The organism is Amycolatopsis sp. NPDC054798, assembly GCF_053611505.1.
In genome coordinates, this window is sequence record NZ_JBSHAM010000039.1 from 36,482 (window position 1) to 58,965 (window position 22,484).

Sequence of the window (22,484 nt, forward strand, 5' to 3'; positions counted from 1 at the left end):
CCAGAGAGGCACGCAGGGCAGGAAGGTTGATATCTCAGCTGGTCAGGGGCCTATCGGCGGCGGTCAAGCCGCCCGCCCACCGACGAACGAAATGAGCCCCGCCCGCGATCGCGCGGACGGGGCTAGCCGAGCAGGCCGTCGACTACCGGCGCGCCAGACCGTCGATCAGCACGTCGAGCGCGAAGTCGAACCGATCATGCCCCTCGCCGGCAGTGATCTCGACCGCATGACGTGCGGTATAAGGAAATTCCTCCGCGGGCAACGAAGCGAGCCGGCGCTGCATCTCGTCCCGCCCGACGACCCACACCGCGTCCTTCTCCTCCACCCGCCGATGCACGATCGACGTCTCAAGGCAGTAGGCGGCGACGTAGAGCAGCAGGGCGTCGACCCCCCAAGCGGCGGCCTGCGCCGGGACGCCGCCGTTCAGCAGGATCGCCAGCATCCCTTCGTTGAGCCGCGCGGTGTCGAGGCCGGTGGGCGCGACCGCGAACGCGGCGCTGGAGATCCCGGGGTAGGCGAGGTACAGATCGCGCAGCTGGACGCACACGTCGCGGATCTGCTCGCGCCAGTTCTCGCCGTCCGGCTCCGGCAGGGCGATTTTCGCGCTCAGCCGCGCGACGAGCAGCTCGTCGAGATCGGTCTTGTTGACCACGTGCGCGTACAGCGAGGCGGGACCGGTATTCAGCGCGTCGGCCACGCGGCGCATGGACAGCGCCTCGTACCCCTCGGCGGCGATGATCTCCAACGCGGCGTCGACGACCTGCTCGACGGTGATCGGCACCGTGCGCCGCCGGGGTTTGGGGCTGGTTCCGGGTTTCGCCGGCTGGTGCCGGGCCGCGCGCCGTTCCTTGGGGTCCACCGGCTCACCCTATCTCGAAGCGGTGAGCGTTCGTTCGCCGAACACTGTTCGCCCAGACGAGGCTAGAACCGGTACCGGAGCACCCGGGTGCCCTGCCGGGACAGCGCGGTGCTGCACCCCATCATCCGGGTCACCGCCCGCAGCGGCTGCGGAAAATCGCCGACCTCGGGAGCGCGGGTCAGCAATTGCTCGTCGACGAGAGTCAGACCGGCCTGCCACTTCTCCGGCTCGCGCGCGTCGTCGAACCCCTGCGCGGCGCTGATCCCGATGGCCTTGATCGTCGGGTGGTACTTCATCGACCAGGCGGCGAACCGGGTGTAGCCGTTGAGCGCCAGCTCCCCCGTGCCGAAATGCGCGGTCAGCTGCCGCGCCATCCGCTGGAACGCGTCGCCCGGCAGGAAAGGCAGCACGCCCTCGGCGACGATCATGGCCGGCCGGTCGCGCGGCAGCGGGTCGAGCCAGCCCGAGGTGGTCAGGTCAGCGCCCACGCACTGAGATGTCTCCGGGAGGAATTGGGATCGCAGGGCGACGACGTCCGGGAAGTCGACGTCGTACCAGTCGACGCCGCCGGGCGGGGCGCAGCGGAGCATCCGGGTGTCGAGACCGCAGCCGAGGTCGAGCACGACCGCGTCCGGGTGGAGGGCCACGAACGCCCGGACCGCCTCGTCGAGTTTCTTGGCCCGCAGGGCGGTGCCGCAGACGAGGCTGGGCTTGAGCTTCAGCCGGGCGAAATCGTAGTCGATCTCCTCGGCGACGCGGGCCGAGCGCACGTCGCCGAGGATAGGGCGCGGCGACTGGGAGTCCAGGGCCCTCGCGTAGAGGGTGAGCAGCAGGGTCTCCCGGAGCGGATCCAGGTCGAGACGCAAGCGTGACACGGAAAGTCCTTACGTTTTCAGGGGATTGCGCGCGGCGAGGTCGCGCAGCCAGGTCAGGGACCGCTGCGCGGCGCGGATGCGTTCGGTGTTCGGCCCGCCCCCGGCGAGTTTCGCGCCCTCGTCGGCGATGTCGCCGAAGGCGGCGAGGCTGTCCAGCTTGCGCTGGACGACCTTGTGCCAGGCATCGTCTTCGATGCGGTAGTAAGTGGTGCGGTCGCCGGGGACGCGGACCTTGCGGATGAGCCCGATAGTGGTCAGGAAGCGCATGTTCGACGTCAGCGAGGCGCGGCTGGCCTGGATCGTGTCGGCGATCTGGCCCGCGGACTGCTCAGGCGGATCGCAGATCATCAGCAGGCCGAGGATGCGCCCGGTGATCGGCGGGAGCGCCCATTCCTCTACGCAAAACGTCGCCACCCGCTCGACCCACTGCAGCACCTCGGCCTGCTTGTCCTGATTGGACATCCCGCGTCCTCCTCGACCTGCTCTCCGGACCCGTCACTCTGTCATGACGGCCCCCGCCCCTCGGGGAGGCACCGGGGTGACGCCTGCCTGCGAGGCCCGGCGAAGGTGCTGGTCGAACCAGTCCACGGCCAGTGCCATCGCTTCGTCGAGGCCGGGTCCGGTGTAGAGGCCGAGCACGTCGTAGGGCAGCACCTCAAGCCGTTTCGGCTCGCCTGCCTTGGCGAACGCGCTCTGCGCCTCCTCGAGCACGTGGTAGGGATCCCAGCCGCCGTTCGCGATCATCAGCAGCGGCGTCGGGGCCAGCCGGTGGATCAGCTCTTCCGGCGCGAAGGTGAGCAGATGCTCGGTCGAGTCGAGCGTTTTTTCGTTGCGGTACGCGGGAAACATCTCCGCGGCGATGTCCGGCGCGTCCTGCACGCTGTCCCCGAGCCGCAGATGCGGGACCCTGGCGCTGGCCTCGCCCTCGTACCGGCGCTGCCAGTCCTCGTCGAGCTGATCGCGCACCGCGCGCACCCCGGCCCAGCCGACGAGCCGTTCCAGATACCGCCATCCGTTCCACACGCTGGGGCTCTGCACCACGACACACTTCGCACGCCGGTCGAGCACGGCGGCCTGCACCGCGACCGAGCCGCCGATGCTGACTCCCCACAGCCCGATCCGTTCCGCGTCGATCTCCGGCCGCTGCTGCAGATACGAGATCGCGCTGCGGAAGTCCTCCGCCTGCCGTTCCGGATAGTCCTGGCCGCGCGGCTCCCCCTCGCTGCCGCCGACCGTCCGGTAATCAATCGCGAGCACCGCGAACCCGGCGCGCACGAAGTACGGCGCGAACACGGCCAGCGCTTCCTTGACCATCACCCCGCTGTGCCCCAGCACCAGGCCAGGAACCGGGCCTTCGACGTCCGGCAGGTACAGATCGCCGGCGCACCGGGTGCCGAGGCTGGTGAAGCTCACCTGTTCAGGATGCATGACTGCCCCTCCTTGTTGCTAGTTATTTCAGTCTGCACTGAAACAACTAGCAACGTCAACCCTCTTCGGATCGCTGAGGCTGAGCAGCACGGGAGAACGAGGCGTGACCAGCACTGTCGACGGCTGGCGTGGCACCGAGCCGGTGGACGCACTCTGCGCCAAGGAAGGATCAAGGCACGATGACGAGCTTTCCGCCCTTGGGCGTGCCGTCGCGTTCAAGCTCGGCAAGCGCCGCGATCGCGCCGGAAAGCGGGACCGCCCGGGCGACCGGCAACCGCAACGCGCCCCGCTCGGCGGCTCGCGCGACTTCCTCGAGATCCTCCGTAACCGGCTGGGCGATCACGACCTGAAAAGGCCCCGGCTGGACACTTCGCGCGAACTTCTCCGACGTGGGATTGATGTCGAGAATGCGGCCGCCAGGCTTCACCAGCGTTCGCGCAGCTTCGAACGGAAGAGTGCCAGCGGTGTCGAGGACGATATCGAACCGTCCACTGAGCGGTTCCGGATCGAAATCGAACTCGACAATCGGTTCCACTCCGAGATCACGCGCGTCCCTGGCCGTGACAGGGCGACAACTGCCGCCCACCAAAGCGTTGTGCTCCAACGCGATCTGGACTGCAGACCGGCCCACTCCGCCGAGGCAGCCGTGCACAAAAACGCTCTGCCCGGATCGCAGCCCTCCAGCACGAATCAGAGCTTGAAAGGCGGTGAGACCGACCGTCGGGAGTGCGGCGGCCTCCTCGAAAGAAAGACCCGCGGGCTTTTTCACCACGCCTTTCGCCTCCGCGACAACCACCTCGGCGAATGCCCCGGAATCGATGATCTGCGCCCCGCCGCACACTTCGTCGCCAACGCTGAGCCGCGTGACACCCCGGCCGACCGCCTCGACGACCCCCGCGAAGTCGTGCCCCAACCCGCGCGGGAAGCGCTGGCCGGTCACCGGTTCCAGGTTTCCGTTGCGAATCCCCCAGTCCATCGGATTGGCGGCCGCGGCTCGCACTCTGACCAGCACCTCACCGTCACCGGGGCGGGCCGGTTCGAAATCTTCCAGCCGCATCGTCTCCGGGCCGCCGTACTGGTGATACTGGATGCGCTTCGCCGTCGCCATGCCGAACCTCCGTGATGTCATCAGGTGACATCACCATAGCGCGCCGATGTCACTCGGTGCCATGACGGCCGGGTTTCCGGTCCTCGGCGTAGGACCGGCCCCACTCCGCCATCGCGTTCAGCACCTCCTGCGCGTTCTCGCCCAGCTCCGTCAGGCTGTATTCGACCTTCGGCGGCACCTGCGGGTATACCACCCGGCGCAGCAGGCCGTCGGCTTCCAGTTCGCGTAGTTGACGGGTCAGGACACGGTCGGTGAGATCCGGCAGCTGACGCGACAGTTCGCCGAAGCGGAGCACGCCGTGTTCGGCCAGCGCGTGCAGGATGCTCGGCTTCCACGCCCCGCCCAGCACCATCGTCGTGATTTCGGCGGCACAGGTCGTCCGCCACGCGCGTACGGCCTTTTCCGTTTGCGGGCGCATCCGGCCTCCTCACTATCCAATCGGTCAGTACTGGACGGCAAAGTCCGTACTTGTCGATGCTGGGGGTGTCCGGACACGATCGTCGCATGGCGTTCACCCGGGTGGGGCCGCGGCGCGGGCTCGTTCTGATTCCCTTGCTGGCCGGGGTACTCGGCGGAAGTCTCGCCCTCGGCATGGTCACCACCGCGCTGCCGCGAATCGCTTCCGAACTCCAGGTGCCCGCGCCGGCGCGGGCGTGGATCGTCGACGGGTACCCGCTCGCGCTGGCCGTCGCGATGATCGGAGCGGCTCGGGCTGGCGACCGGTACGGGCGGAAACGCTTGCTGCTGCTGGGATTGAGCGCACTGGCCGTGTTCAACGCGGTGGCCGCGGCCGCCACCAGTGCGGCTTTGCTCATTGTGTGCCGCGGTGTGCTCGGGGTGGCCGGCGCGCTGATTCTGGCCGGGGTCGTCGGCACGATCGGGTCGCTCTTTTCCGGGCGGGATCTCGCCTTCGCCAACGGAATGTGGGTCACGGTGCTGGGAGCGGGCAACGCGCTGGGACCGGTCGTCGGCGGATTGCTGACGGACGGTCCTGGCTGGCGCTGGGTTTTCCTCGCGCTGGTACCGCTCGCGGTGCTCACGATGGCGCTGGCGATGTGGTTGCTGCCCGAAACCGCCGGCCAGACTGCTGCCGGGTGGGACATCCCGAGTCTGCCGTGGTCAGTGGTGGCGATCGGCGGGATCGTCTACGGGCTACAGGAAACTACCACCGCACCGTTGCGCGGGGCGGTGTTCGCCGCAACGGGCGCGGTCGCCGGGATAGTGTTCGTGCGCAGGCAACTTCGGCTCCGGGAACCGCTGCTGGAAGTCCGGCTCTTTCTGCGGCCGGGTTTCGCGTCGGCGTTCGCGCGGATCGTGGTTTCCGCCGCGACGGCCGCTGCCTGCCTCTATCTCGTCAGCCTCGAACTTCAGCACGCGCAAGGGCGTACGCCCATCGAGGCCGGTTTCGCGCTCGCGCCCCAGGCCGTGGCCACCGCGGTCGGCGGAGTGGTCGCGCCGTTCAGCCTGAACTGGCTGCGCAGCCGGACGTCGACGTCCATCGCGCTGGCTCTTCAAGCTGTCGGACTAGCGGCGATTCCGTTGAGCCACACAGTGTTTCCTGTCGCGCTGGTCGGCTTCGGCTACGGCGCGATCGGCACGTTGGCGACCACCGCGTTGTTCGAAGCTGCGACCGTCGAGCACGCCGGGGCGGCCGGGGCGACCCAGGAAGCGGGTTTCGCCATCGGCGCGGGCGGTGGTGTCGCCGTGTTCAGCACGATCGCCAACCTCAGTGACGGAACGGGGTTCGCCGCCGCGCTGATCGCGGCGGCTGCGGTCACGCTCCTCACAGCACTCCGCTGACCGCTACCCCGGCTCGATTTCCTCCACAGTGGACCCGAGCTGCACCCATCTCGTTGCCCCGATAGTGCGCAGGAACGGGACATCATGGCTGGCCACGATGAGAGCACCGGCGTAAGACTTCAGTGCTTGCGACAGTTGCCGCACGCTGGCCAGGTCCAGGTTGTTGGTGGGCTCGTCCAGCAACAGCAGTTGCGGCGCCGGTTCCGCCAGGAGCAACGTCGCCAGCGTTGCCCGGAAACGTTCTCCGCCGGAAAGGCTTCCGGCTGGCTGGTCCGCCCGGCTGCCGCGCAACAGGAACCGCGCGAGCTGAGCGCGGATCTCGTTGTCCGACGCGGCAGGAGCCGCCCGCGCCACGTTCTGCGCGGCGGACAACGTGTCGTCCAGCAGATCGAGCCGTTGCGGCAACCAGCGCACCGGCACCGGGACCTTGACCGTCCCGGCTCGCGGCTCGATCGCCCCGGTGATCGTTCGCAGCAACGTGGTTTTGCCGGAACCGTTCGGCCCGACCAGCGCGATCCGCTCCGGCCCGCGCAGCGCGAGGTTCACCGCGAGCCCGTTCCGAAGCTCCACATCGGACAGAGTGAGCACTTCCTTCCCGGACGGCACCGAGGTTTCCGGCAGATCGATCCGGATCTCGGCGTCGGCGCGGACCGCGTCCTCGGCCTCCTTCAGCCGGTCTTGCGCCTCCGTCACCTTGCCGACGTGCATGGTGCGGTGCTTGCCCGCCGCGATTTCCGCGTCCTCCTGCCGTTTGCGCATCCGGACCTTGGGCTCGCGCTTGTTTTCCCACTGTTTCCGGCCGTAGCGGGCCCGCCGGTCCAGTTTCACCCGCGCCTCGGCCAGCTCCCGTTTCTGCCGTTTGAGATCCGACTCGGCAGCGCGCACCGTCCGCTCGGCCGCCTCCTGTTCGACGGCGACCGCCGCCTCGTAGTCGTCCAGATCGCCGCCGTAGAAGGTCACCTCCCCGGCCCGGAGCTCGCCGATCCGGTCGACGTGCCGCAGCAACTCGCGATCGTGAGATACCAGGACCAGCACGCCTTTCCAGGCCCGGACCGCCTCGCCGACCCGTTGCCGGGCCCGCCGGTCCAGGTTGTTGGTCGGTTCGTCGAGCACGAGCACGTCCGGCCGCCGGAGGAACTGCGCGGCCAGGCCGAGCAGGATCAGTTCGCCGCCCGACAGCTCCCCCGCCCGCGCGTCCAGGGCGACGTGCGCGAGGCCGAGCTGATCGAGCGTCGCGCGGGTGCGTTCCTCGACGTCCCACTGGTCGCCAACGGTGGCGAAATGACGTTCGTCGGCCTCCCCGCGTTCGATCGCGGCGAGCGCGGCCCGGACCCCGGCCAGCCCGAGCACCTCGTCCACGCGGCGTTCGGAGGCGAGGATCAGGTTTTGCGGCAGGTAGCCGAGTTCGCCGGACACGCTGATCGAGCCCGAGGCAGGCCGCAGCTCGCCGGCGATCAGTTTGAGCAGGGTGGATTTCCCCGAACCGTTCAGCCCGATCAGCCCGGTGCGGCCCTCCCCGATCGCCAGGGTCAACCGGTCGAAGACGACCTCCCCGTCCGGCCAGGCGAAGCTCAGGTCCGAGCACACAATGGACGAAGAAACAATGGATGAAGACATAGGCGTGACTCCCCGTTCGCAGTGGACAAGAACGTGGAGACACCGCGGCACCGGCGGCTCAGCACAACCGCGCGAGGAGGCGGCTGCCGTCATCCAAGGCCAGGCTCGCGACGGGCGGAAAACCCCGGGTCGCGGTGTCTCTGAACCTCAGAAGAGCAAAGTCCTTCTCCGATGAACGGCAGCAGTTGACGTCAGTTTACCAGGCGAACCGGCCGGGCGCGAGCGATTAACGCCACAACTGTCGCGTTTGCCAGAGGCGGCGCTGCCGGTGCGTCCCGAGCGCCGCAGCGGCACCGCAATCGTGCTTCCCGCCGAAATCGGGACCGATGACGCGCACCTTGACGGAACCGCGTCGAACTGCCTCTCCCTTTCAGCGCACCACGAACGCGTCGGCGTAGTCGCGAGCGAATTCGGTGACGTCGCGAGCGGGGCGTCCGGTGAGGTCGGCTACCGACGTGTGCACCTCGGCGGCCTCGCCGCGGGCGTAGTGGGCGTAATCCTCGATGAGCCCCTCGATCTGCCACGGCGGAAGCAAGCCGGTCAGCGCGGCGGCGAACTGGTCCGCGGGCACGTCGCGGAAGGCGATTTCCCGGCCGGTGGCAGCGGAAAGCGCCTCGGCGATCTGAGCGTGGGTCACGGCGCGCGGACCGGTGAGGGTGTAGGTGCGGCCGGTGTGTCCGGTGCTGGTCAGTACGGCAGCGGCGGCAGCTGAGATATCTCTGGTATCGATCGCGCTGACGGCCGCGTCGCCGATGGGCGCCGCGAAGAACCCTTGCGCGATGGTGGCGGAGAAGCTGCGCAACGCCTGCAGGTAGAGGTTGGGCCGGAGCACGGTGTAGTCGAGGCCGATTTTCTCGACGTGAGCTTCGACTTCCGCGTGCCAGCGCAGAAAGCGCACCGGAGACCCCGCGCGGGCCGCGTATTGGGAGAGCAGCACGAACCGGGTGACCCCGGCGTCGCGAGCCAGGTCGGCGAACTGGATCTGGAGCGCGGCGGCGTCGGGCGCCGAGGGGCTGTTGAGGAAGACGGCGTCGACCCCCTTCAGCGCCGCGGCGACCGAGGTCGGGTCATGCAGGTCGGCGACGACAGTCTCGACGCCTTCGACGGAACGGCCCCGGGTCATGGCGCGGACGGCGGCGCCACGCGCTTGCAAGGCGGGAATCAAGGCGGAACCGACCGTGCCGGTAGCGCCGGTGACGAGCACTGTGTCCATTGCCGGGTGGTCCATTGCAGAGTGTCCTCTCCGTGGCTGAGCGTCATCAGGCCGACCTGTGCGGTGTCTGTTCGGCCTTCCCCCACCATCGCCCGGGCACACCCCCGCTCGCGTCGGTGACTATCACCTACTTCGCCTACCCCTGTCCTAAGGTTCGGATCATGTCCACCATGCCCTCCCGCCCTCTCGTCGGCCGGCACGACGAGGTCGATCGGCTCCTCGCCCTGATCCGGGCGGCGAAGCGGGGCGAGGGCGGGGTGCTCGTCCTCCGCGGCGAAGCGGGCATCGGCAAGAGCGCCCTGCTGGAGCACGTCGAACAGGCGGCGGAGGGGTTTCAGCTCGTCCGGGCGTCCGGGTCGGAGTTCGAGGGCGAGCTGCCGTTCGCGGCACTGCACCAGCTGTGCGTTCCCGTCCTGGCCCACCTCGACACGCTCTATCGCGACTCGCTCCTGGTCGCTTTCGGGCTGGCCGACGGCGCCCCGGACCCGTTTCGCGTCGGCCTCGCCGCGCTCGAACTGCTGGCCGCCGCCGCGGCGGAACGTCCGCTGCTGTGCGTGATCGACGACGCGCAGTGGCTGGACGCCGCTTCGGCGCGCGCGTTGACCTTCCTGGCCAGGCGCATCTCGGCCGAACCGATCGCGATGGTGTTCGCCGCCCGTGACCAGGAGCCGGTCCCGGGGCTGGACGAGCTGCCCGGGATGGCTGTCGGCGGGCTGAGCGACGCGCAGGCACGCGTTCTGCTGGCCGAGGAGAAGACCGTGACGCTGGACGAGCGGGTGCGCGATCGCCTGCTCGCCGAGGCCCGAGGCAACCCGCTGGCCCTGATCGAACTGCCGAAAGCGGGTGGTTTCGCGCTTCCGGCCCCGTCGCCGGTCACGAACCGGATCGAGCGGAGTTTCCGCGCCAGGATGGCGGAATTGCCGCCGGACGCGCGGCAGCTGCTGATCCTCGCGAGCGCCGATCCGACCGGCGACCCTGGCCTGTTGTGGGCGGCAGCGCGGAAGCTGGATCTCGAGGTGCCCGCCGCGACCGCTGCCGCCGAGGCGTCCGGGCTGATCGTCTTCGACACGCGGGTGCGCTTCTGTCATCCGCTGGCTCGCTCAGCCGCTTACCGCGCGGCTGAGCCGAAACAGCGGCGGGCCGCGCACCGGGCGCTGGCCGACGCCACCGACCCGGACACCGCTGGCGACCGGCGGGCTTGGCATCGCGCGCAGGCCACCGCCGGGCCGGACGAAGAGGTCGCCGCGGAGCTGGAACTCTCGGCGTCCCGCGCCCAAGCCCGCGGCGGTGTCGCAGCCGCTGCCGCGTTCCTCGAACGCGCCGCCGCGCTGTCGCTCGACCCCGGCAAGCAGGTCGAACGCACCCTCGCGGCCGCGCGAGCAACACTCGCGGCAGGCCGGACCGACGCTGCGGCCGACCTTCTGGCCAGTATCGACACCGCAACCTTGGACGTCCCCCAGCACGCCGGCGTCGACCTGCTGCGCGGGCAGATCGCCTTCGTCCAAGGCGCGGACGGCGCGGTTCGCGGTCCGGAACTCATCCTGCGGGCCGCGCAGCAGCTCGCCGCCAGCGATCCGGAACGGTCGCGCGAGTTCTTGGTGGCAGCGCTGGAGATGGGGCTTGTCGTCGGAAGAGCCGCGGGAGTGCTGGACCGGGTGCTCGACGCCGCGCCCCCGGCAGGCCCGCCGGATCTCCTGTCCGCACTCGTGCGTTTGACCGCCGAGGGACACCGCGCCGGGGTGCCGGCCATCCGGCAGGCACTCACCGGCGGCGATGCGGGCTGGACCCGCACGCCCGCGCTGGCCACCGTGCTCGCGGGCGAACTGTGGGACCTCGACCTGCACCGGACGATCGTCGAATGGCTGGTGCGGACCGGGCAGTCGACGGGAGCGCCGATGACCGTCCGGCTCGGCCTGTCGCAGGCGGCACTGCACGCGGTGTTCACCGGGAACTTCGGACAGGCGATGGCCGCGATCGCCGAGGAGGAAGCGATCGCCGACGCTCTCGGCGATCTGCCGCAGCTCTACCCGCGGGCACATCTCGCGGCGATGCGCGGGCGGCGGCAGGAAGTGCTGGACTTGCTCGCCGAGGCTACGGGCCGGCACACCGGCCAACTGGTCGCGAACACCCACTGGGCGACGGCCGTGCTGTACAACGGCCTCGGCGACTACCCGGCCGCCTTGACCGCCGCGACAAACGCGGTGGCGAGCGGCGACCTCTTTCTTACCGGCATCGCGCTGCCTGAGCAGATCGAAGCCGCCGTTCGGTGCGGCGAGGACGCCGTCGCCCAGTCTGCGTTGGAAGCGTTGCTCGAGCGCACGGAACCGGCTGGCACCAACTTCGCGCTCGGCGTCGCGGCGAGTGCGCGGGCGATGGTCAGCGGCGCGGAGGACGACTACGTCGCGGCGCTCTCGTACTTGGCTGACAGCCCGGCTTCCGTGCAGGTCGCGCGGGCACAGTTGCGGTACGGGGAATGGCTGCGCCGCGCAGGTCGTCGTCGGGAGGCGCGCGAACAGTTGCGTGCCGCGCACGAGCAGCTGTCGAAGATCGGGATGGAAGCGTTCACCCGGCGAGCCGCCGATGAGCTGCGCGCTACCGGAGAGGTGGCGCGCAGCCGCTCATCGCATACCTACGACCGGTTGACCATGCAGGAAATGCACATCGCGCGCGAGGTCGCCGCGGGGGCGACCTCGAAGGAAGTGGCCACGCGGCTGTTCCTCAGTCCTCGGACGGTGGATGCCCACCTGCGTAATATCTTTCGGAAGCTCGGTATCACTTCACGGAGGCAGCTCAGGGATATGCCTGATCTTCGCGACGCGGATTAGGCTCCTCCCGGCGGGCGGCCCAGGCAGCCCGGGCGGCCCGCGACGCCAAAAGCCCGCCGATTCCCGGAATCAGCGCCAGCAGCCACACCCGATGCTTGCCGCCCATCACCAGCACAGCGGCGATCAACGTCACCGTGTAAGCCAGTCCGTGCACCGGGCCCAGCACCCGCGAGACCTCCGGCTGGTGCACGGTCGCCACATTCCCCAGCATCAGCACCAGCGTCGCCAATTCCACCGTGCCGATGATTTCCAGAATCCGCCGAGGACTCACAACCCGACTCCCGTCGTCGAACCGGGGCGGTAAATCATCAGCACCACGACCACCGCCCAGAGCAGATTGAAAATCCCGGTGGTCATTCCCAGGCGAACGGCCACCGGCCGGTCCGAGCCGAGCGCGTCGATGACGCGTCTCTGCCCGGGCACGATAAAAGCGATCAGCACCCCGGCCGCGGCGACGGTCAGGGTCATCGAAACGACCAGCCAGGCATCCCCCAGCACGCCGATCCGCGCGCCGGTCGCCAAGCCGAAGACCGGGACCAGGATCCCGATCACCGCGTAAACCCGAGTCGTGCGGTGCAGAATCCGCAGGGTCACGGCCTTCTTCGGGTCGTCGGAGGCCAACCGGGCGGCGCTCGGGAACATGCTCGCGGCGACGGCGACCGGGCCGATGGCGAGAATGGCCGCCAGAACATGGACCGACAGCAGGAAACCATTCACGCGCCGATCCGCTCCCCGGTCACGCTGGTGCGCGGAAGCCGTCCGGCGCGGGATTCCCCGGAAAGGGAATCGCCGTCGACGGTCACGTCGTAGTCGAGGTTGAGCCGCATGGGCCGGGTGATGCGCTGCCGCCAGGTGAACCGGTCCCCGGAGGCCGTGAGGTCGGCCAGCGGCGTGGTTTCCCCGGCGCCGCTCGCGCTTCCCTGGAGCACGCCGCCCGTTTCCTCGAAGGTGTAAGTAGCTTTTATGGTGCCGATCGGAGTTTTCATCCGCAGCAACCAGGTACCGACAATGGTGTGCACGTATTTCCCTTCAGGATTGCGCGGCCAGAGCTTTCCAGGTGGTGCCGCGGCGTTCGTATTCGAAAAGCTCCTCGACGGCATGCGCGGGGTGCGAACCGAAATCGCGCTCCAGCACGTAGAGAGCCACGTCGAGACCCGACGTCACGCCGCCGCCGCTGATCAAGTCGCCGTCGTCCACGACGCGGGCCCGGACGGCGTTCGCCCCGGTCGCGTCGAGCAGGTCGAAGCCGAGCACATGGGTGGTCGCGGTCCGGCCGTCGAGCAGACCGGCCATCGCCAGCGCGAGCGAACCCCCGCAGACGGTCACGACCGTGCTGTCCGGGTTGTCGAACGCCCGGCGCATCAGCGGCATCGCGTCCCCGGACGCGAAGCGCGACAACAGGACCGGGATGGTTTCGACGCCGTCGTCCGGATCGCCGTCCACCGGACCCGACGCGCCGGGGACGAAAACGTAGCCGGGTGCGTCCGGGTCGAACGCGGCGGTCGCGGTCAGGGCGAGCCCGGGAGTGCCGGAGCGCACGACGCCGGGGCCGTGCGCGCTTGCGAGTTCCACGGCGAGCTTGCCGCCGAGGAAGCCGTTTCCGGCCGACAGCACCTCGAACGGAGCGATGACGTCGAGCGGGTCGAACCCGTCGAAGAGCACGAACTGGGCCCGGAGCATGGGAGGTTCCTTTCGCTGGACGCTTTCGTCCATCGAAAACCATCGGCGGTGATCTTCACAGTGGCTATCTAGACAGCTTCCGCTCATATCTGGCCAACGGCCGATGCCTTATCCTGCAGGGATGTACACCGCAGCGGTGCTCGCGATCCCGGACGCGATCCCCTTCGATCTGGCCACGCCGATCGAGACCTTCGGGCGGGTCCGGCTCCCGGACGGCCGCCCGGGGTACCGGACCGTCGTCGCCGGTCCGGAGCGCGAGGTCGAGGCAGGCCCGCTGCGGCTGGCGGTCGACGAGGGCCTGGACGCGCTCCAGCGCGCCGACCTCGTCGTGGTGCCCGGACGGAACAACCCGCTGCGGCCGTCGCCGCCGGCCGTCCTGAAAGCTTTGCGGGCGGCCGCCGGCCGCGGCACGCGAATCGCGTCGATCTGCGTCGGAGCGTTCACGCTCGCCGAAGCGGGATTGCTCGACGGCAGGGACGCGACCACGCATTGGCTCGCCGCCGGCGAATTCGCGCGAAAATATCCGGCCGTCCGCGTGAATCCAGACGTGCTTTACACCGACAACGGGAAAATCCTCACCTCCGCGGGCGCGGTGGCCGGAATCGATCTGTGCCTGCACATCGTCCAGACCGATTACGGAACCGCCGTCGCGGCCGATGCCGCCCGCCTCGCTGTCGCGCCATTGCACCGGCCCGGCGGGCAGGCGCAATACATCGTCCGCAACCGCGCGCCGAGCCGCCCGACGACGCTCGGCCGGATCCTGCCGTGGATCGAGGAAAACGCGTACCGGGACCTCGCGCTCGCGGACCTCGCCGACGCGGCTGGGCTGAGTGTGCGCACGCTGACCAGGCGGTTCAAGGAAGAAACCGGGCAAAGCCCGATGCAGTGGGTGGCCGGGGTGCGCCTCCGGCAAGCGCAGGAACTGCTCGAAACCACCGATTACACCGTCGACCGGATCGCCGCCCAGACCGGATTCCCTACGACGAGCAACTTCCGTTCCCAGTTCGGCCAGGTCGTCGGCGTCACGCCCGGCGCTTACCGGAAAGTGTTCCGGGCGGGCCCGCACAGGTCAGCCCGCTGAGGTTTTCTCTCCGCGGCGGGGGCGGTGCGCGTTGCCTGGCGGGCATCGCGGCAGCCGCCCCGTGCGCGGCACGAGCGGGACCGCACAACGGTTCCTGAGAAAACACATTAGGCCGACTTATCGAATGCGATGCCGGTCTTCTTGCCGAAAAACCTGAACCTTCTCTAGCTTTTGCCGACAGGACGGCAAACCCGAGGGGGTGGCCAGGTGACCGAGCCCCATCCTGCGCGGCCGGGCGCCTTCGGCACGCGAGCGGGACCGGAGTCCGCCGGCGGGCCGTGGCGCCGCGGACTCCGGGCTTTGCTCACGAACTCCCGGGTACTGGTGTCGGCGGGAATCCTCGCCCTGATCGTCGTGCTGTGCCTGCTCGCGCCGCTGTACGCCAGCCAGATCTCCGGCACCGATCCGTTCGTGGCCGACCCGGTCGGCACCACCGTGCTCGACGACGGGACCGCGGTGCCGCTGCTGCAACCGGCGTCCCAGGGTGTCGGAGTGCTGCCGATCGGGCCGACCGGCCAGGCGCATTTCCTGCTCGGCGCGGACGGCTCCGGCCGGGACGTCGCCGCTCGGATCCTGTACGGCGGCCGGAACACCCTCGTGATCGGAGTGCTCGCCGGCCTCCTCGCCTGCGCCGGAGGCCTGGTGGTCGGGCTGATCGCCGGGTACGTCGGCGGCGTCGTGGACGGCCTGCTGTCCAGGATCCTGGACGTCGTGTGGGCTTTTCCGGTGCTGATGCTGGCGATTTCGATTTCCGCGATCAGCTTCGCGTCCGGGATCAGCCTCGGTTTCGTCCGGGTCGGTTCCGGCAGTCTCGCCTTGCCGGTCCTGATTATCGGTGTGGTGTATGTGCCTTATGTCGCGAGACCGGTGCGCGGGGCGGTGCTGTCCGTGCGCGCCGCGGACTACGTCGGCGCGGCCACCTCCTACGGCGCCGGGCACGGCCGGATCATCCGCCGGGAGATCCTGCCGAACGTGCTGTCCCGGGTGCTCGTGCTGTTCCCGCTGATGGCGGCGACCGCGATGCTGCTGGAGTCCGGCCTGTCGTTTCTCGGCATCGGCGTGCACCCGCCCGCCGCCAGCTGGGGCACGATCATCGAGGACGGCACGCAATTGCTGCGCAACCGGCCGCTGATGGCGATCGTGCCCGGCGCGCTGCTCGCGCTCACCGTGTGCGTGCTGAACATCCTCGGCGACGCGATCCGGGACGCCTTCGACCCGAAGGCCGGGCCGCGGATGCGTGCCCGGTGATCGGCTACGTGGCGCGCCGGGTGTTCTCCGCGGCCGGGGTGCTGCTCGCGGTGAGCGTCCTGGTGTTCTTGATCTTCTTCAAAACCCCGGGCGTCGACCCGGCGCGGCAGATCGCGGGCAAACAGGCGACCCCGCAGGTGATCGCGCAGATCCGGGCCGATTTCGGCCTCGACAAACCGTTGCCGGCGCAGTATTTCGAGATGATGAAGCGCCTGGTCATAGACCGGGATCTGGTGTCCTACACCGATCGCGGCCCGGTGCTTTCCCGCGTGGCCAAGACGATCCCGGTCACTCTGTCGCTCGTCGGCGGGGCCGCGGTGATCTGGCTGCTGCTCGCGCTCGGGGCGGGCACGCTCGCCGCGGTCTTCCGCGGCCGGGCGGTGGATCCGCTGCTGATGGGCCTCGGCCTGGTCGGCATGTCGCTGCCGGTGTTCTGGCTGGGCGGCGTGGTCAACCTGCTCACCCAAGGCTCCTTGCACACCAGCGTGTTCAGCTGGCTGCCGGAACTGGGCTACACGCCGATCAACGTCGATCCGCTGAAATGGTTCGGCCAGCTGCTGTTCCCGTGGATCACACTGGCGATCGGCACCGCCGGGCTGTACGCGCGCGTGCTGCGGGCCGACCTGATCGAGGCGGACCGGTCGGATTTCGTGCTCACCGCGCGGGCGAAAGGGCTTTCCGAATCCCGGGTGCTGTTCCGGCACGTGCTGCGGAATTCGCTGATCCCGTTCGTCAGCCTGTTCGGCCTCGACCTCGGGGCCATGCTCGGCGGGGCCGCGGTGCTCACCGAGCAGGTGTTCGGCCTGCCCGGGGTCGGCAATCTCACCTTCCACTCGCTCAGCCGGTTCGACCTGCCGGTGCTGATGACGGTGACGCTGTACGGCGCGTTCACCGTCGTGCTGGTGAACCTCCTGGTCGACCTCGGCTACGCGGCCCTCGACCCAAGGATCCGAGTGCGATGACGACCCTGTCCGCAGAAGGCCTGACCGTGGAGTTCCGCACGCCGGACGGCTTGGTGCGGGTGGTGGACGACGTGTCGTTCGAACTGGCCGAAGGCGAAACCCTCGGCGTGGCAGGCGAATCCGGGTCCGGCAAGACGGTCGCCATGCTCGCGCTGCTCGGCCTGCTCCGCGAGGGCGACGCGATCGTCAGCGGCCGGGTGCTGTTCGACGGCCAGGACCTCCTCGCCCTGCCCGCGAAGAGGTTGCGCGCCTACCGGGGCGACCGGATCGCGATGATCTTCCAGGACCCGATGACGTCGCTGAACCCGGTGCACCGCGTGGGATGGCAGATCGCCGAACAGATACGCCAGCACCGGCGGAGCGGCAAACGAGCCGCTCTCCGCCGCGCGGTGGAATTGCTCGACCTCGTCGGCATCCCCAGCCCGGACGCCCGGGCGCGGGATTATCCGCACCAGTTCTCCGGCGGCATGCGGCAGCGGGTGATGATCGCGATGGCGCTGTCCTGCGACCCCGGCGTCCTGATCGCCGACGAGCCGACCACCGCGCTGGACGTCTCGGTGCAGGCCCAGATCCTGCGCCTCATCCGGGACCTGAGCGCCCGCACCGGCACCAGCGTCGTGCTGATCACGCACGACCTCGGCGTGCTCGCCGGGATCGCGTCGCGGGTGCAGGTGATGTACGCCGGGCGGATCGTCGAGCAGGCGCCGACCGCGCAGTTGTTCGCCCGGCCGCGGCATCCCTACACCGTCGGGCTGCTCGGCTCGATTCCCCGGCTGGACGCGCCCCGGCCCGCCCGGCTGCCCTCCATCAAGGGGCTGCCGCCGCTGGCAGCCGACCTCGGACCCGGCTGCGCGTTCGCACCGCGCTGCCCCGACGCGGAAGCGCGATGCGTCCGGCAGCGGCCTGCTCTCCTGCCGTCGGCCCTGGAGCATTTCGACGCCTGCCTGCTGCGGCACACGCCGGTCCCGGACGAAAAGAGAACCGCCTGATGCCTGAGCTGCTCAGCACCACAGACCTGGTCAAATGGTTCCCAGTACGGCGAAACCGGCTGGGCCGTCCCGGCAGGCTGCGCGCCGTCGACGGGGTCTCGCTGTCCGTACGGCGCGGCGAAACGCTCGGTCTCGTCGGGGAATCCGGCTGCGGCAAGTCCACCCTCGGCCGCTGTCTCGTCCGGCTGTACCAGCCGAGCAGCGGTTCCATCAGTTTCGACGGCAGAGATATCAGCCGGACCGGCCGGCGCGGGCTACGTCCGGTCCGCCGTTCGGTGCAGATGATCTTCCAGGACCCGTACGCCAGCCTGAACCCCCGCCGCCGGATCGGCGATTCGGTCGCCGAACCGCTGCGCGTGCACCGCCTGCCGGCGACCCGCGCGGACATCGCCGAACTCCTTGTCCTGACCGGGCTTTCCGCCGAACTGGGCGACCGGTTCCCGCACGAGCTGTCCGGCGGCCAGCGGCAGCGCGCGGTGATCGCGCGGGCGCTGGCGCTGCGGCCGCGCGTCGTCGTCGCCGACGAGCCGGTGTCCGCGCTCGACGTCTCGGTCCAGGCGCAGATCTTGAACCTGTTCGACGATCTCAAGGACCGGTTCGGCCTCACCTACGTTTTCATCGCGCACGATCTCGGCGTCGTCCGGCACACCTCCGACCGGGTCGCGGTGATGTATCTGGGCCGGATCGTCGAACAGGCCCCGGCCGGTGAGATCTTTGCCGCGCCCCGGCATCCCTACACCGCGGCGCTGCTCGCCTCGGTGCCGATCCCGGATCCGGCGGCGGGTTCGGACTGGCGGGAAACCACGCTGGCCGGGGACGTGCCGAGCCCGCTCAACCCGCCGAGCGGCTGCCGGTTCCACCCGCGCTGCCCGCGCGCCACCAGCGTCTGCCGTACCGCGGAACCGGCGCTGAACCGGGACACAGTCGGCCACGAAGTCGCCTGTCACCATCCGCTTGAGCCGGCCGTCCAGACGACACCGGCCGGACCGGAGGCCGCTCGCGATGACTAGCGCCGAGACCGACCAGTCCGCCCGTCCGACGCTCCCGCAACTCGCGGCGTTGATCGCGATCTCCGCGACCGGTTCGTTCGCCGGGGCCGCGACCGCGCTCGGCTGCACGCAGTCGGCGGTGAGCCAGCGGGTCGCGAGCCTGGAACGCGGGCTGGGGGTCCTCCTGGTGCACCGGTCCCGGCAGCAGCGCCGGGTGTCGCTCACCGAAGCGGGCGACACCCTGGTCGCCGCCGCGGAACAGGTCGGCGGGATCCTCTCGGCCGCGGTCAGCCAGGTGGAAACGATCCGCAAGGGCCTGAACGCGACCGTCCGGATCGGGTTGTTCACCAGCGCGAGCGAGCGGGTGATCCCGCCGATGATGGCCGCGCTGCGGCGGCAGCCGGTCGACTACCGGATCGAACTGGTGGAACTGGACCAGCAAACCGAGGTGTCCCGGCTGGTGCGCAACGGGGACGTCGACCTCGCCTTCGTGAAACTGCCGATCGCCGACCCCACGCTGCTCACCGCCGAACTCCTCGCCGACCCGTTCGTGCTGCTCGCGCCCGCCGACAGCGCACCGGTCGAGCCGGTCGAACCCGGCCGGCTCGCCGGTCTGCCGCTGATCGGCCTGCGCGGCCAGCGGGACCCGATGGAAGCGTGGGCCGCGGCGGCGAGCGCGGAGCTGAACTGGGTGCTGGAAATGGAAACCAACCACGCCGTCGAGGCGATGGTCGCCGCCGGCCTCGGCTACGGCGCCGTGCCCCGGCTCACCCTCGGCGGCCGAACCCCTGGCGTGCGAAGGATTTCTCTCGCCGGCACCGTCCCGGCGCGCACCGTCGGCATCGCCTGGCGGCGCTACCACCCGAGACTGGCGTTCATTCGCGGCGTCATCGACGTCATCCAGCGGGTCTGCGCCCGGCCGGCGGAGATCCTGCCTCCGGTCGACGGCGAGGGGACGGCGCGATGAGACGCGAACCGGCCGTGCTCGCGGCCCTGGTGCTCCTCGCCGCGAGCGGCTGCGCGGTGGACGACACGCTGGACCTGGCGTCGGTCGCGCCCGGCGACCGCGGACATCAGGGCGGCGTGGAGGTATTGCTGTCGTCCGGCAACGTCGGCACCGCCGATCCGCTGGTCAACTTCTCGACCTCGTCCTGGACGCTTTTCACCGCGACCTACGACGGGCTCACCGCGTTCACCAAATCCGGGCCGGAAACCGGCCAGCACGTGGCCCCGGATCTCGTCACCGAAATCCCGAAACCCACCGTCGGCGGTCTCAAGTGGACTTTCACCCTGCGGTCCGGGATCCGGTTCAGCGACGGCCGCGAGGTCCGGCCGAAGGACGTCAAAGCGTCCTTCGAGCGGATGTTCAAGGTGCACGGGCCGACGACGTCCTCGCAGTTCGACGTGCTCGCCGGCGCGAAGGAATGCCTCGACACCCCGGAAACCTGCGATCTGTCGGCCGGAATCGCGATCGACGACGCGACCCGCAAGATCACGTTCACCCTCACCGAACCGGATCCCGAACTCCCCCAGCAGCTCGGCCAGCCGCTCGCGTCGATCCTGCCCGCGGACACCCCGCCCGCCGACGTCGGCTCCGACGTGTCCAAACTGCGCTCGACCGGGCCGTACTACTGGGCGAGCTACGATCCGACCGACCGGGTCGTGCTGAAACGCAATCCGTATTTCCGTTCCTGGTCGCCGCTGGCCGCCCCGGAAGGGTATCCGGACCAGATCGTGCAGAAATTCGGCCTCGAACCGACCGACCAGATCACCGCGGTGATCAACGGCCAGGCCGATCTCGCGGTCGACCAGCCGCCGCCGGACCGGCTGAACGAAATCAGCGTCGACCATCCGGAGCAATTGCATCTCGACCAGCTCGGGCACGTCTGGTACTGGGCGCTGAACACCCGGATCCCGCCGTTCGACAATCTCAAGGCCCGGCAGGCGCTCAATTACGCGTTCGACCGCAATTCGGCCGTGCTGCAGGCGGGCGGTCCGGGACTGGCCATCCCGACCTGCCAGGTGCTGGTGCCGAAAATCCCCGGCTACCAGCAGTATTGCCCGTGGACGCGCGATCCGGCACCGAACGGGCTCGGCCCGTGGCGCGGTCCTGACCTGGCGAAAGCGAAACGGCTGATCGCGGAATCCGGCACCGCCGGGGCCGCGGTTTCGGTGGTGCCGGGCAACAACCGGATGCATGTCGCGATGGGCGAATACATGCAGACGCTGCTGACCGATTTGGGTTACCGGGCGACCCTGAAACCGATGGACGAAGGGTTGCAATACCCCTTCGTCCAGAATTCCGGAAACCACGTCGAAGTCGCCTTGACCGACTGGTCCCAGGACTATCCGGCGCCGAGCGATTTCCTGAAGGTGCTGACGTCCTGTGCCGCGTTCGTGCCGAATTCGGACGCGAGCCCGAACGTCGGCGGCTTCTGCGATCCGGCCGTCGACGCCCGGATGACCGAAGCCCTGCGGCTCGCCAACACCGACCCGGACGCGGCGAACGCGCTGTGGTCCGAGGTGGACCGCGCCGTCACCGACCAGGCCCCGTGGGTCTCCATGTACGTGCCGAAATGGATCGATTTCACCTCGGCGCGGCTCGGCAATTACCGGTTCAGCGCCCAGTACGGGTTCCTGCCCGGCGTCGCCTGGCTGCGCTGACCCGCCCGGAAAACCCGTGTTCCGCAAAGGAGTGGCATGCCGAACCCCGACGGTTCCCCGCGATACGCCCCGGACGCCGCCACGTTGCGCCAGCGTCTCCTTCCGCTGCTCGCCGCGCGCGGGCCGTCCGGCTACGAGGACGAACCGGTGCGCGCCTGGACCGACCTGGCGAAGGAATTCGCGGAAGTGCACGTCGATCCGCTCGGCAGCGGGCACGCGGTGGTGAATCCGGGCGGCTCCCCGCGGATCACCCTGATCGGGCACATCGACGAGATCGGGCTCAGCGTCAGCCACATCGACGACGCCGGACGGCTGTGGGCGGTGAGCATCGGCTGCTGGGACGCCGCGATCCTGTACGGCCAGCACGTCGTGGTCCTCGCCGAAGACGGCCGGGTGCCGGGCGTGATCGGAACCGCGCCGCCGCATCTGAACAACGGGGATTCGACGCCGAAACTGGCCGATCTGTGGATCGACATCGGAGCCACCAGCCGAGCCGACGCGCAATCGGTGATCACGGTCGGCGACCCGGTGGTGCTCGGCGCGTCCCCGGTCAGCCTGCGCAACGGCCGGATCGCCGCACCCGCCTTGGACAACCGGCTCGGTGCGCTGGCCGTCCTCGAAGCGGCTCGCGCGGCGGCCGCGGCGTCGGTCACCGCCGAGATCTCCGTCGTCGCCAGCGTGCGCGAGGAAACGAGCTACCACGGCGCGATGGGAGCCGTGTACGCGACGGAACCGAATTTCGCGCTCGCGATCGACACCACGTTCGCCAGCGACATCCCGGAGGACGGCATCGAGCACAAGACCGGCGACCACCGGCTCGGCTCCGGCCCGGCGATCGGCCGCGGAGCCGTCACCGACGAACCCATGGCGCGCAGCTTGCGCAAGCTGGCCAAAGAACTCGGAATCCCTTACACCATCGAGGCTTACGGCGACGAAAGCGGTTCGGACGCCGATGCCATGGCAGCTGTCGCCGCTGGGATCCGGTGCGGCGTCATCAACATCCCACTCCGGCACATGCACAGCTCCGGCGAAGTGGCCGATCTCGCCGACCTGGCCAGCACGATCGATCTCGCCGCCGCGTTCTGCCTCGCCGGAGGAACCCGATGAGCCCGTTTCCCTTATCTCCGCCGGGATTCTGAGCTTCCG

22 protein-coding genes are annotated in these 22,484 nt (G+C 69.5%); 10 read left to right on the forward strand and 12 right to left on the reverse strand.

Annotated elements, in window-relative coordinates:
- Nucleotides 1-142: 142 nt before the first annotated feature.
- The 6 genes from ACWGIC_RS23845 to ACWGIC_RS23870 all read right to left on the reverse strand — a co-directional run bounded on the left by ACWGIC_RS23845 (nt 143) and on the right by ACWGIC_RS23870 (nt 4,688).
- Nucleotides 143-859 (reverse strand): TetR/AcrR family transcriptional regulator C-terminal domain-containing protein, encoded by a 717-nt coding sequence (locus tag ACWGIC_RS23845; RefSeq protein ID WP_452078152.1) that lies wholly within the window; start codon nt 857-859, stop codon nt 143-145.
- A gap of 62 nt (nt 860-921) precedes the next feature.
- Nucleotides 922-1,734, reverse strand: coding sequence for a class I SAM-dependent methyltransferase (locus tag ACWGIC_RS23850; RefSeq protein ID WP_452078153.1), 813 nt, complete (start codon nt 1,732-1,734; stop codon nt 922-924).
- 9 nt (nt 1,735-1,743) lie between these two features.
- Nucleotides 1,744-2,196: a GbsR/MarR family transcriptional regulator gene (locus tag ACWGIC_RS23855; RefSeq protein ID WP_452078154.1), complete on the reverse strand. Its 453-nt coding sequence runs from the start codon at nt 2,194-2,196 to the stop codon at nt 1,744-1,746.
- Nucleotides 2,197-2,229: 33 nt separating this feature from the next.
- Nucleotides 2,230-3,162, reverse strand: a complete 933-nt coding sequence (locus ACWGIC_RS23860; protein WP_452078155.1) for an alpha/beta hydrolase — start codon at nt 3,160-3,162, stop codon at nt 2,230-2,232.
- Nucleotides 3,163-3,331: 169 nt separating this feature from the next.
- On the reverse strand, nt 3,332-4,270 hold the full coding sequence (locus ACWGIC_RS23865; RefSeq protein WP_452078156.1) for an NADP-dependent oxidoreductase: 939 nt from the start codon (nt 4,268-4,270) through the stop codon (nt 3,332-3,334).
- A 49-nt stretch (nt 4,271-4,319) separates the two neighbouring features.
- On the reverse strand, nt 4,320-4,688 hold the full coding sequence (locus ACWGIC_RS23870; protein ID WP_452078157.1) for a winged helix-turn-helix transcriptional regulator: 369 nt from the start codon (nt 4,686-4,688) through the stop codon (nt 4,320-4,322).
- A gap of 86 nt (nt 4,689-4,774) precedes the next feature.
- Here ACWGIC_RS23870 and ACWGIC_RS23875 point away from each other — a divergent pair, with 86 nt between their 5' ends.
- Entirely contained in the window at nt 4,775-6,070 is a 1,296-nt protein-coding gene (locus ACWGIC_RS23875) for an MFS transporter (RefSeq protein ID WP_452078158.1), read from the forward strand.
- Nucleotides 6,071-6,073: 3 nt separating this feature from the next.
- Here the strand turns inward: ACWGIC_RS23875 and ACWGIC_RS23880 are convergent, their stop codons facing one another.
- The gene (locus ACWGIC_RS23880; protein ID WP_452078159.1) at nt 6,074-7,687 is read right to left on the reverse strand and encodes an ABC-F family ATP-binding cassette domain-containing protein; all 1,614 of its coding nucleotides are present in this window, start codon (nt 7,685-7,687) and stop codon (nt 6,074-6,076) included.
- Nucleotides 7,688-8,057: 370 nt separating this feature from the next.
- Nucleotides 8,058-8,915: an SDR family oxidoreductase gene (locus tag ACWGIC_RS23885; RefSeq protein ID WP_452078160.1), complete on the reverse strand. Its 858-nt coding sequence runs from the start codon at nt 8,913-8,915 to the stop codon at nt 8,058-8,060.
- A gap of 146 nt (nt 8,916-9,061) precedes the next feature.
- Between ACWGIC_RS23885 and ACWGIC_RS23890 the strand changes: the two genes are divergently transcribed.
- On the forward strand, nt 9,062-11,725 hold the full coding sequence (locus ACWGIC_RS23890) for an AAA family ATPase (protein WP_452078161.1): 2,664 nt from the start codon (nt 9,062-9,064) through the stop codon (nt 11,723-11,725).
- Here the strand turns inward: ACWGIC_RS23890 and ACWGIC_RS23895 are convergent.
- Genes ACWGIC_RS23895 through ACWGIC_RS23910 form a run of 4 tightly spaced genes read right to left on the reverse strand, consistent with a single transcriptional unit; the run spans nt 11,691 to nt 13,405 of the window.
- Nucleotides 11,691-11,996, reverse strand: a complete 306-nt coding sequence (locus ACWGIC_RS23895; RefSeq protein ID WP_452078162.1) for a hypothetical protein — start codon at nt 11,994-11,996, stop codon at nt 11,691-11,693. The two genes, ACWGIC_RS23890 and ACWGIC_RS23895, sit on opposite strands and share 35 nt — an antisense overlap.
- Nucleotides 11,993-12,442, reverse strand: a complete 450-nt coding sequence (locus ACWGIC_RS23900; protein ID WP_452078163.1) for a hypothetical protein — start codon at nt 12,440-12,442, stop codon at nt 11,993-11,995. The genes ACWGIC_RS23895 and ACWGIC_RS23900 overlap by 4 nt, the downstream gene beginning before the upstream one ends.
- Nucleotides 12,439-12,711 (reverse strand): hypothetical protein, encoded by a 273-nt coding sequence (locus ACWGIC_RS23905; protein WP_452078164.1) that lies wholly within the window; start codon nt 12,709-12,711, stop codon nt 12,439-12,441. Before ACWGIC_RS23905 ends, ACWGIC_RS23900 begins: the two co-directional genes overlap by 4 nt.
- A gap of 43 nt (nt 12,712-12,754) precedes the next feature.
- Nucleotides 12,755-13,405: a DJ-1/PfpI family protein gene (locus ACWGIC_RS23910; protein ID WP_452078165.1), complete on the reverse strand. Its 651-nt coding sequence runs from the start codon at nt 13,403-13,405 to the stop codon at nt 12,755-12,757.
- A gap of 121 nt (nt 13,406-13,526) precedes the next feature.
- Here ACWGIC_RS23910 and ACWGIC_RS23915 point away from each other — a divergent pair, with 121 nt between their 5' ends.
- The 8 genes from ACWGIC_RS23915 (at nt 13,527) to ACWGIC_RS23950 (ending at nt 22,445) form a co-directional block, all read left to right on the forward strand.
- On the forward strand, nt 13,527-14,486 hold the full coding sequence (locus ACWGIC_RS23915) for a GlxA family transcriptional regulator (protein ID WP_452078166.1): 960 nt from the start codon (nt 13,527-13,529) through the stop codon (nt 14,484-14,486).
- Nucleotides 14,487-14,693: 207 nt separating this feature from the next.
- The gene (locus ACWGIC_RS23920) at nt 14,694-15,734 is read left to right on the forward strand and encodes an ABC transporter permease (protein WP_452078167.1); all 1,041 of its coding nucleotides are present in this window, start codon (nt 14,694-14,696) and stop codon (nt 15,732-15,734) included.
- Nucleotides 15,731-16,696, forward strand: coding sequence for an ABC transporter permease (locus ACWGIC_RS23925; RefSeq protein ID WP_452078168.1), 966 nt, complete (start codon nt 15,731-15,733; stop codon nt 16,694-16,696). The genes ACWGIC_RS23920 and ACWGIC_RS23925 overlap by 4 nt, the downstream gene beginning before the upstream one ends.
- Nucleotides 16,693-17,685 (forward strand): ABC transporter ATP-binding protein, encoded by a 993-nt coding sequence (locus ACWGIC_RS23930; protein WP_452078169.1) that lies wholly within the window; start codon nt 16,693-16,695, stop codon nt 17,683-17,685. The genes ACWGIC_RS23925 and ACWGIC_RS23930 overlap by 4 nt, the downstream gene beginning before the upstream one ends.
- Nucleotides 17,685-18,695, forward strand: coding sequence for an ABC transporter ATP-binding protein (locus ACWGIC_RS23935; RefSeq protein ID WP_452078170.1), 1,011 nt, complete (start codon nt 17,685-17,687; stop codon nt 18,693-18,695). Before ACWGIC_RS23930 ends, ACWGIC_RS23935 begins: the two co-directional genes overlap by 1 nt.
- Nucleotides 18,688-19,641, forward strand: coding sequence for a LysR family transcriptional regulator (locus tag ACWGIC_RS23940; protein WP_452078171.1), 954 nt, complete (start codon nt 18,688-18,690; stop codon nt 19,639-19,641). The genes ACWGIC_RS23935 and ACWGIC_RS23940 overlap by 8 nt, the downstream gene beginning before the upstream one ends.
- Complete coding sequence (locus ACWGIC_RS23945) at nt 19,638-21,338, forward strand: ABC transporter substrate-binding protein (RefSeq protein ID WP_452078172.1); 1,701 nt, start codon at nt 19,638-19,640, stop codon at nt 21,336-21,338. Before ACWGIC_RS23940 ends, ACWGIC_RS23945 begins: the two co-directional genes overlap by 4 nt.
- A gap of 36 nt (nt 21,339-21,374) precedes the next feature.
- Entirely contained in the window at nt 21,375-22,445 is a 1,071-nt protein-coding gene (locus ACWGIC_RS23950; RefSeq protein ID WP_452078173.1) for a hypothetical protein, read from the forward strand.
- The last annotated feature ends 39 nt before the right edge of the window (nt 22,446-22,484 follow it).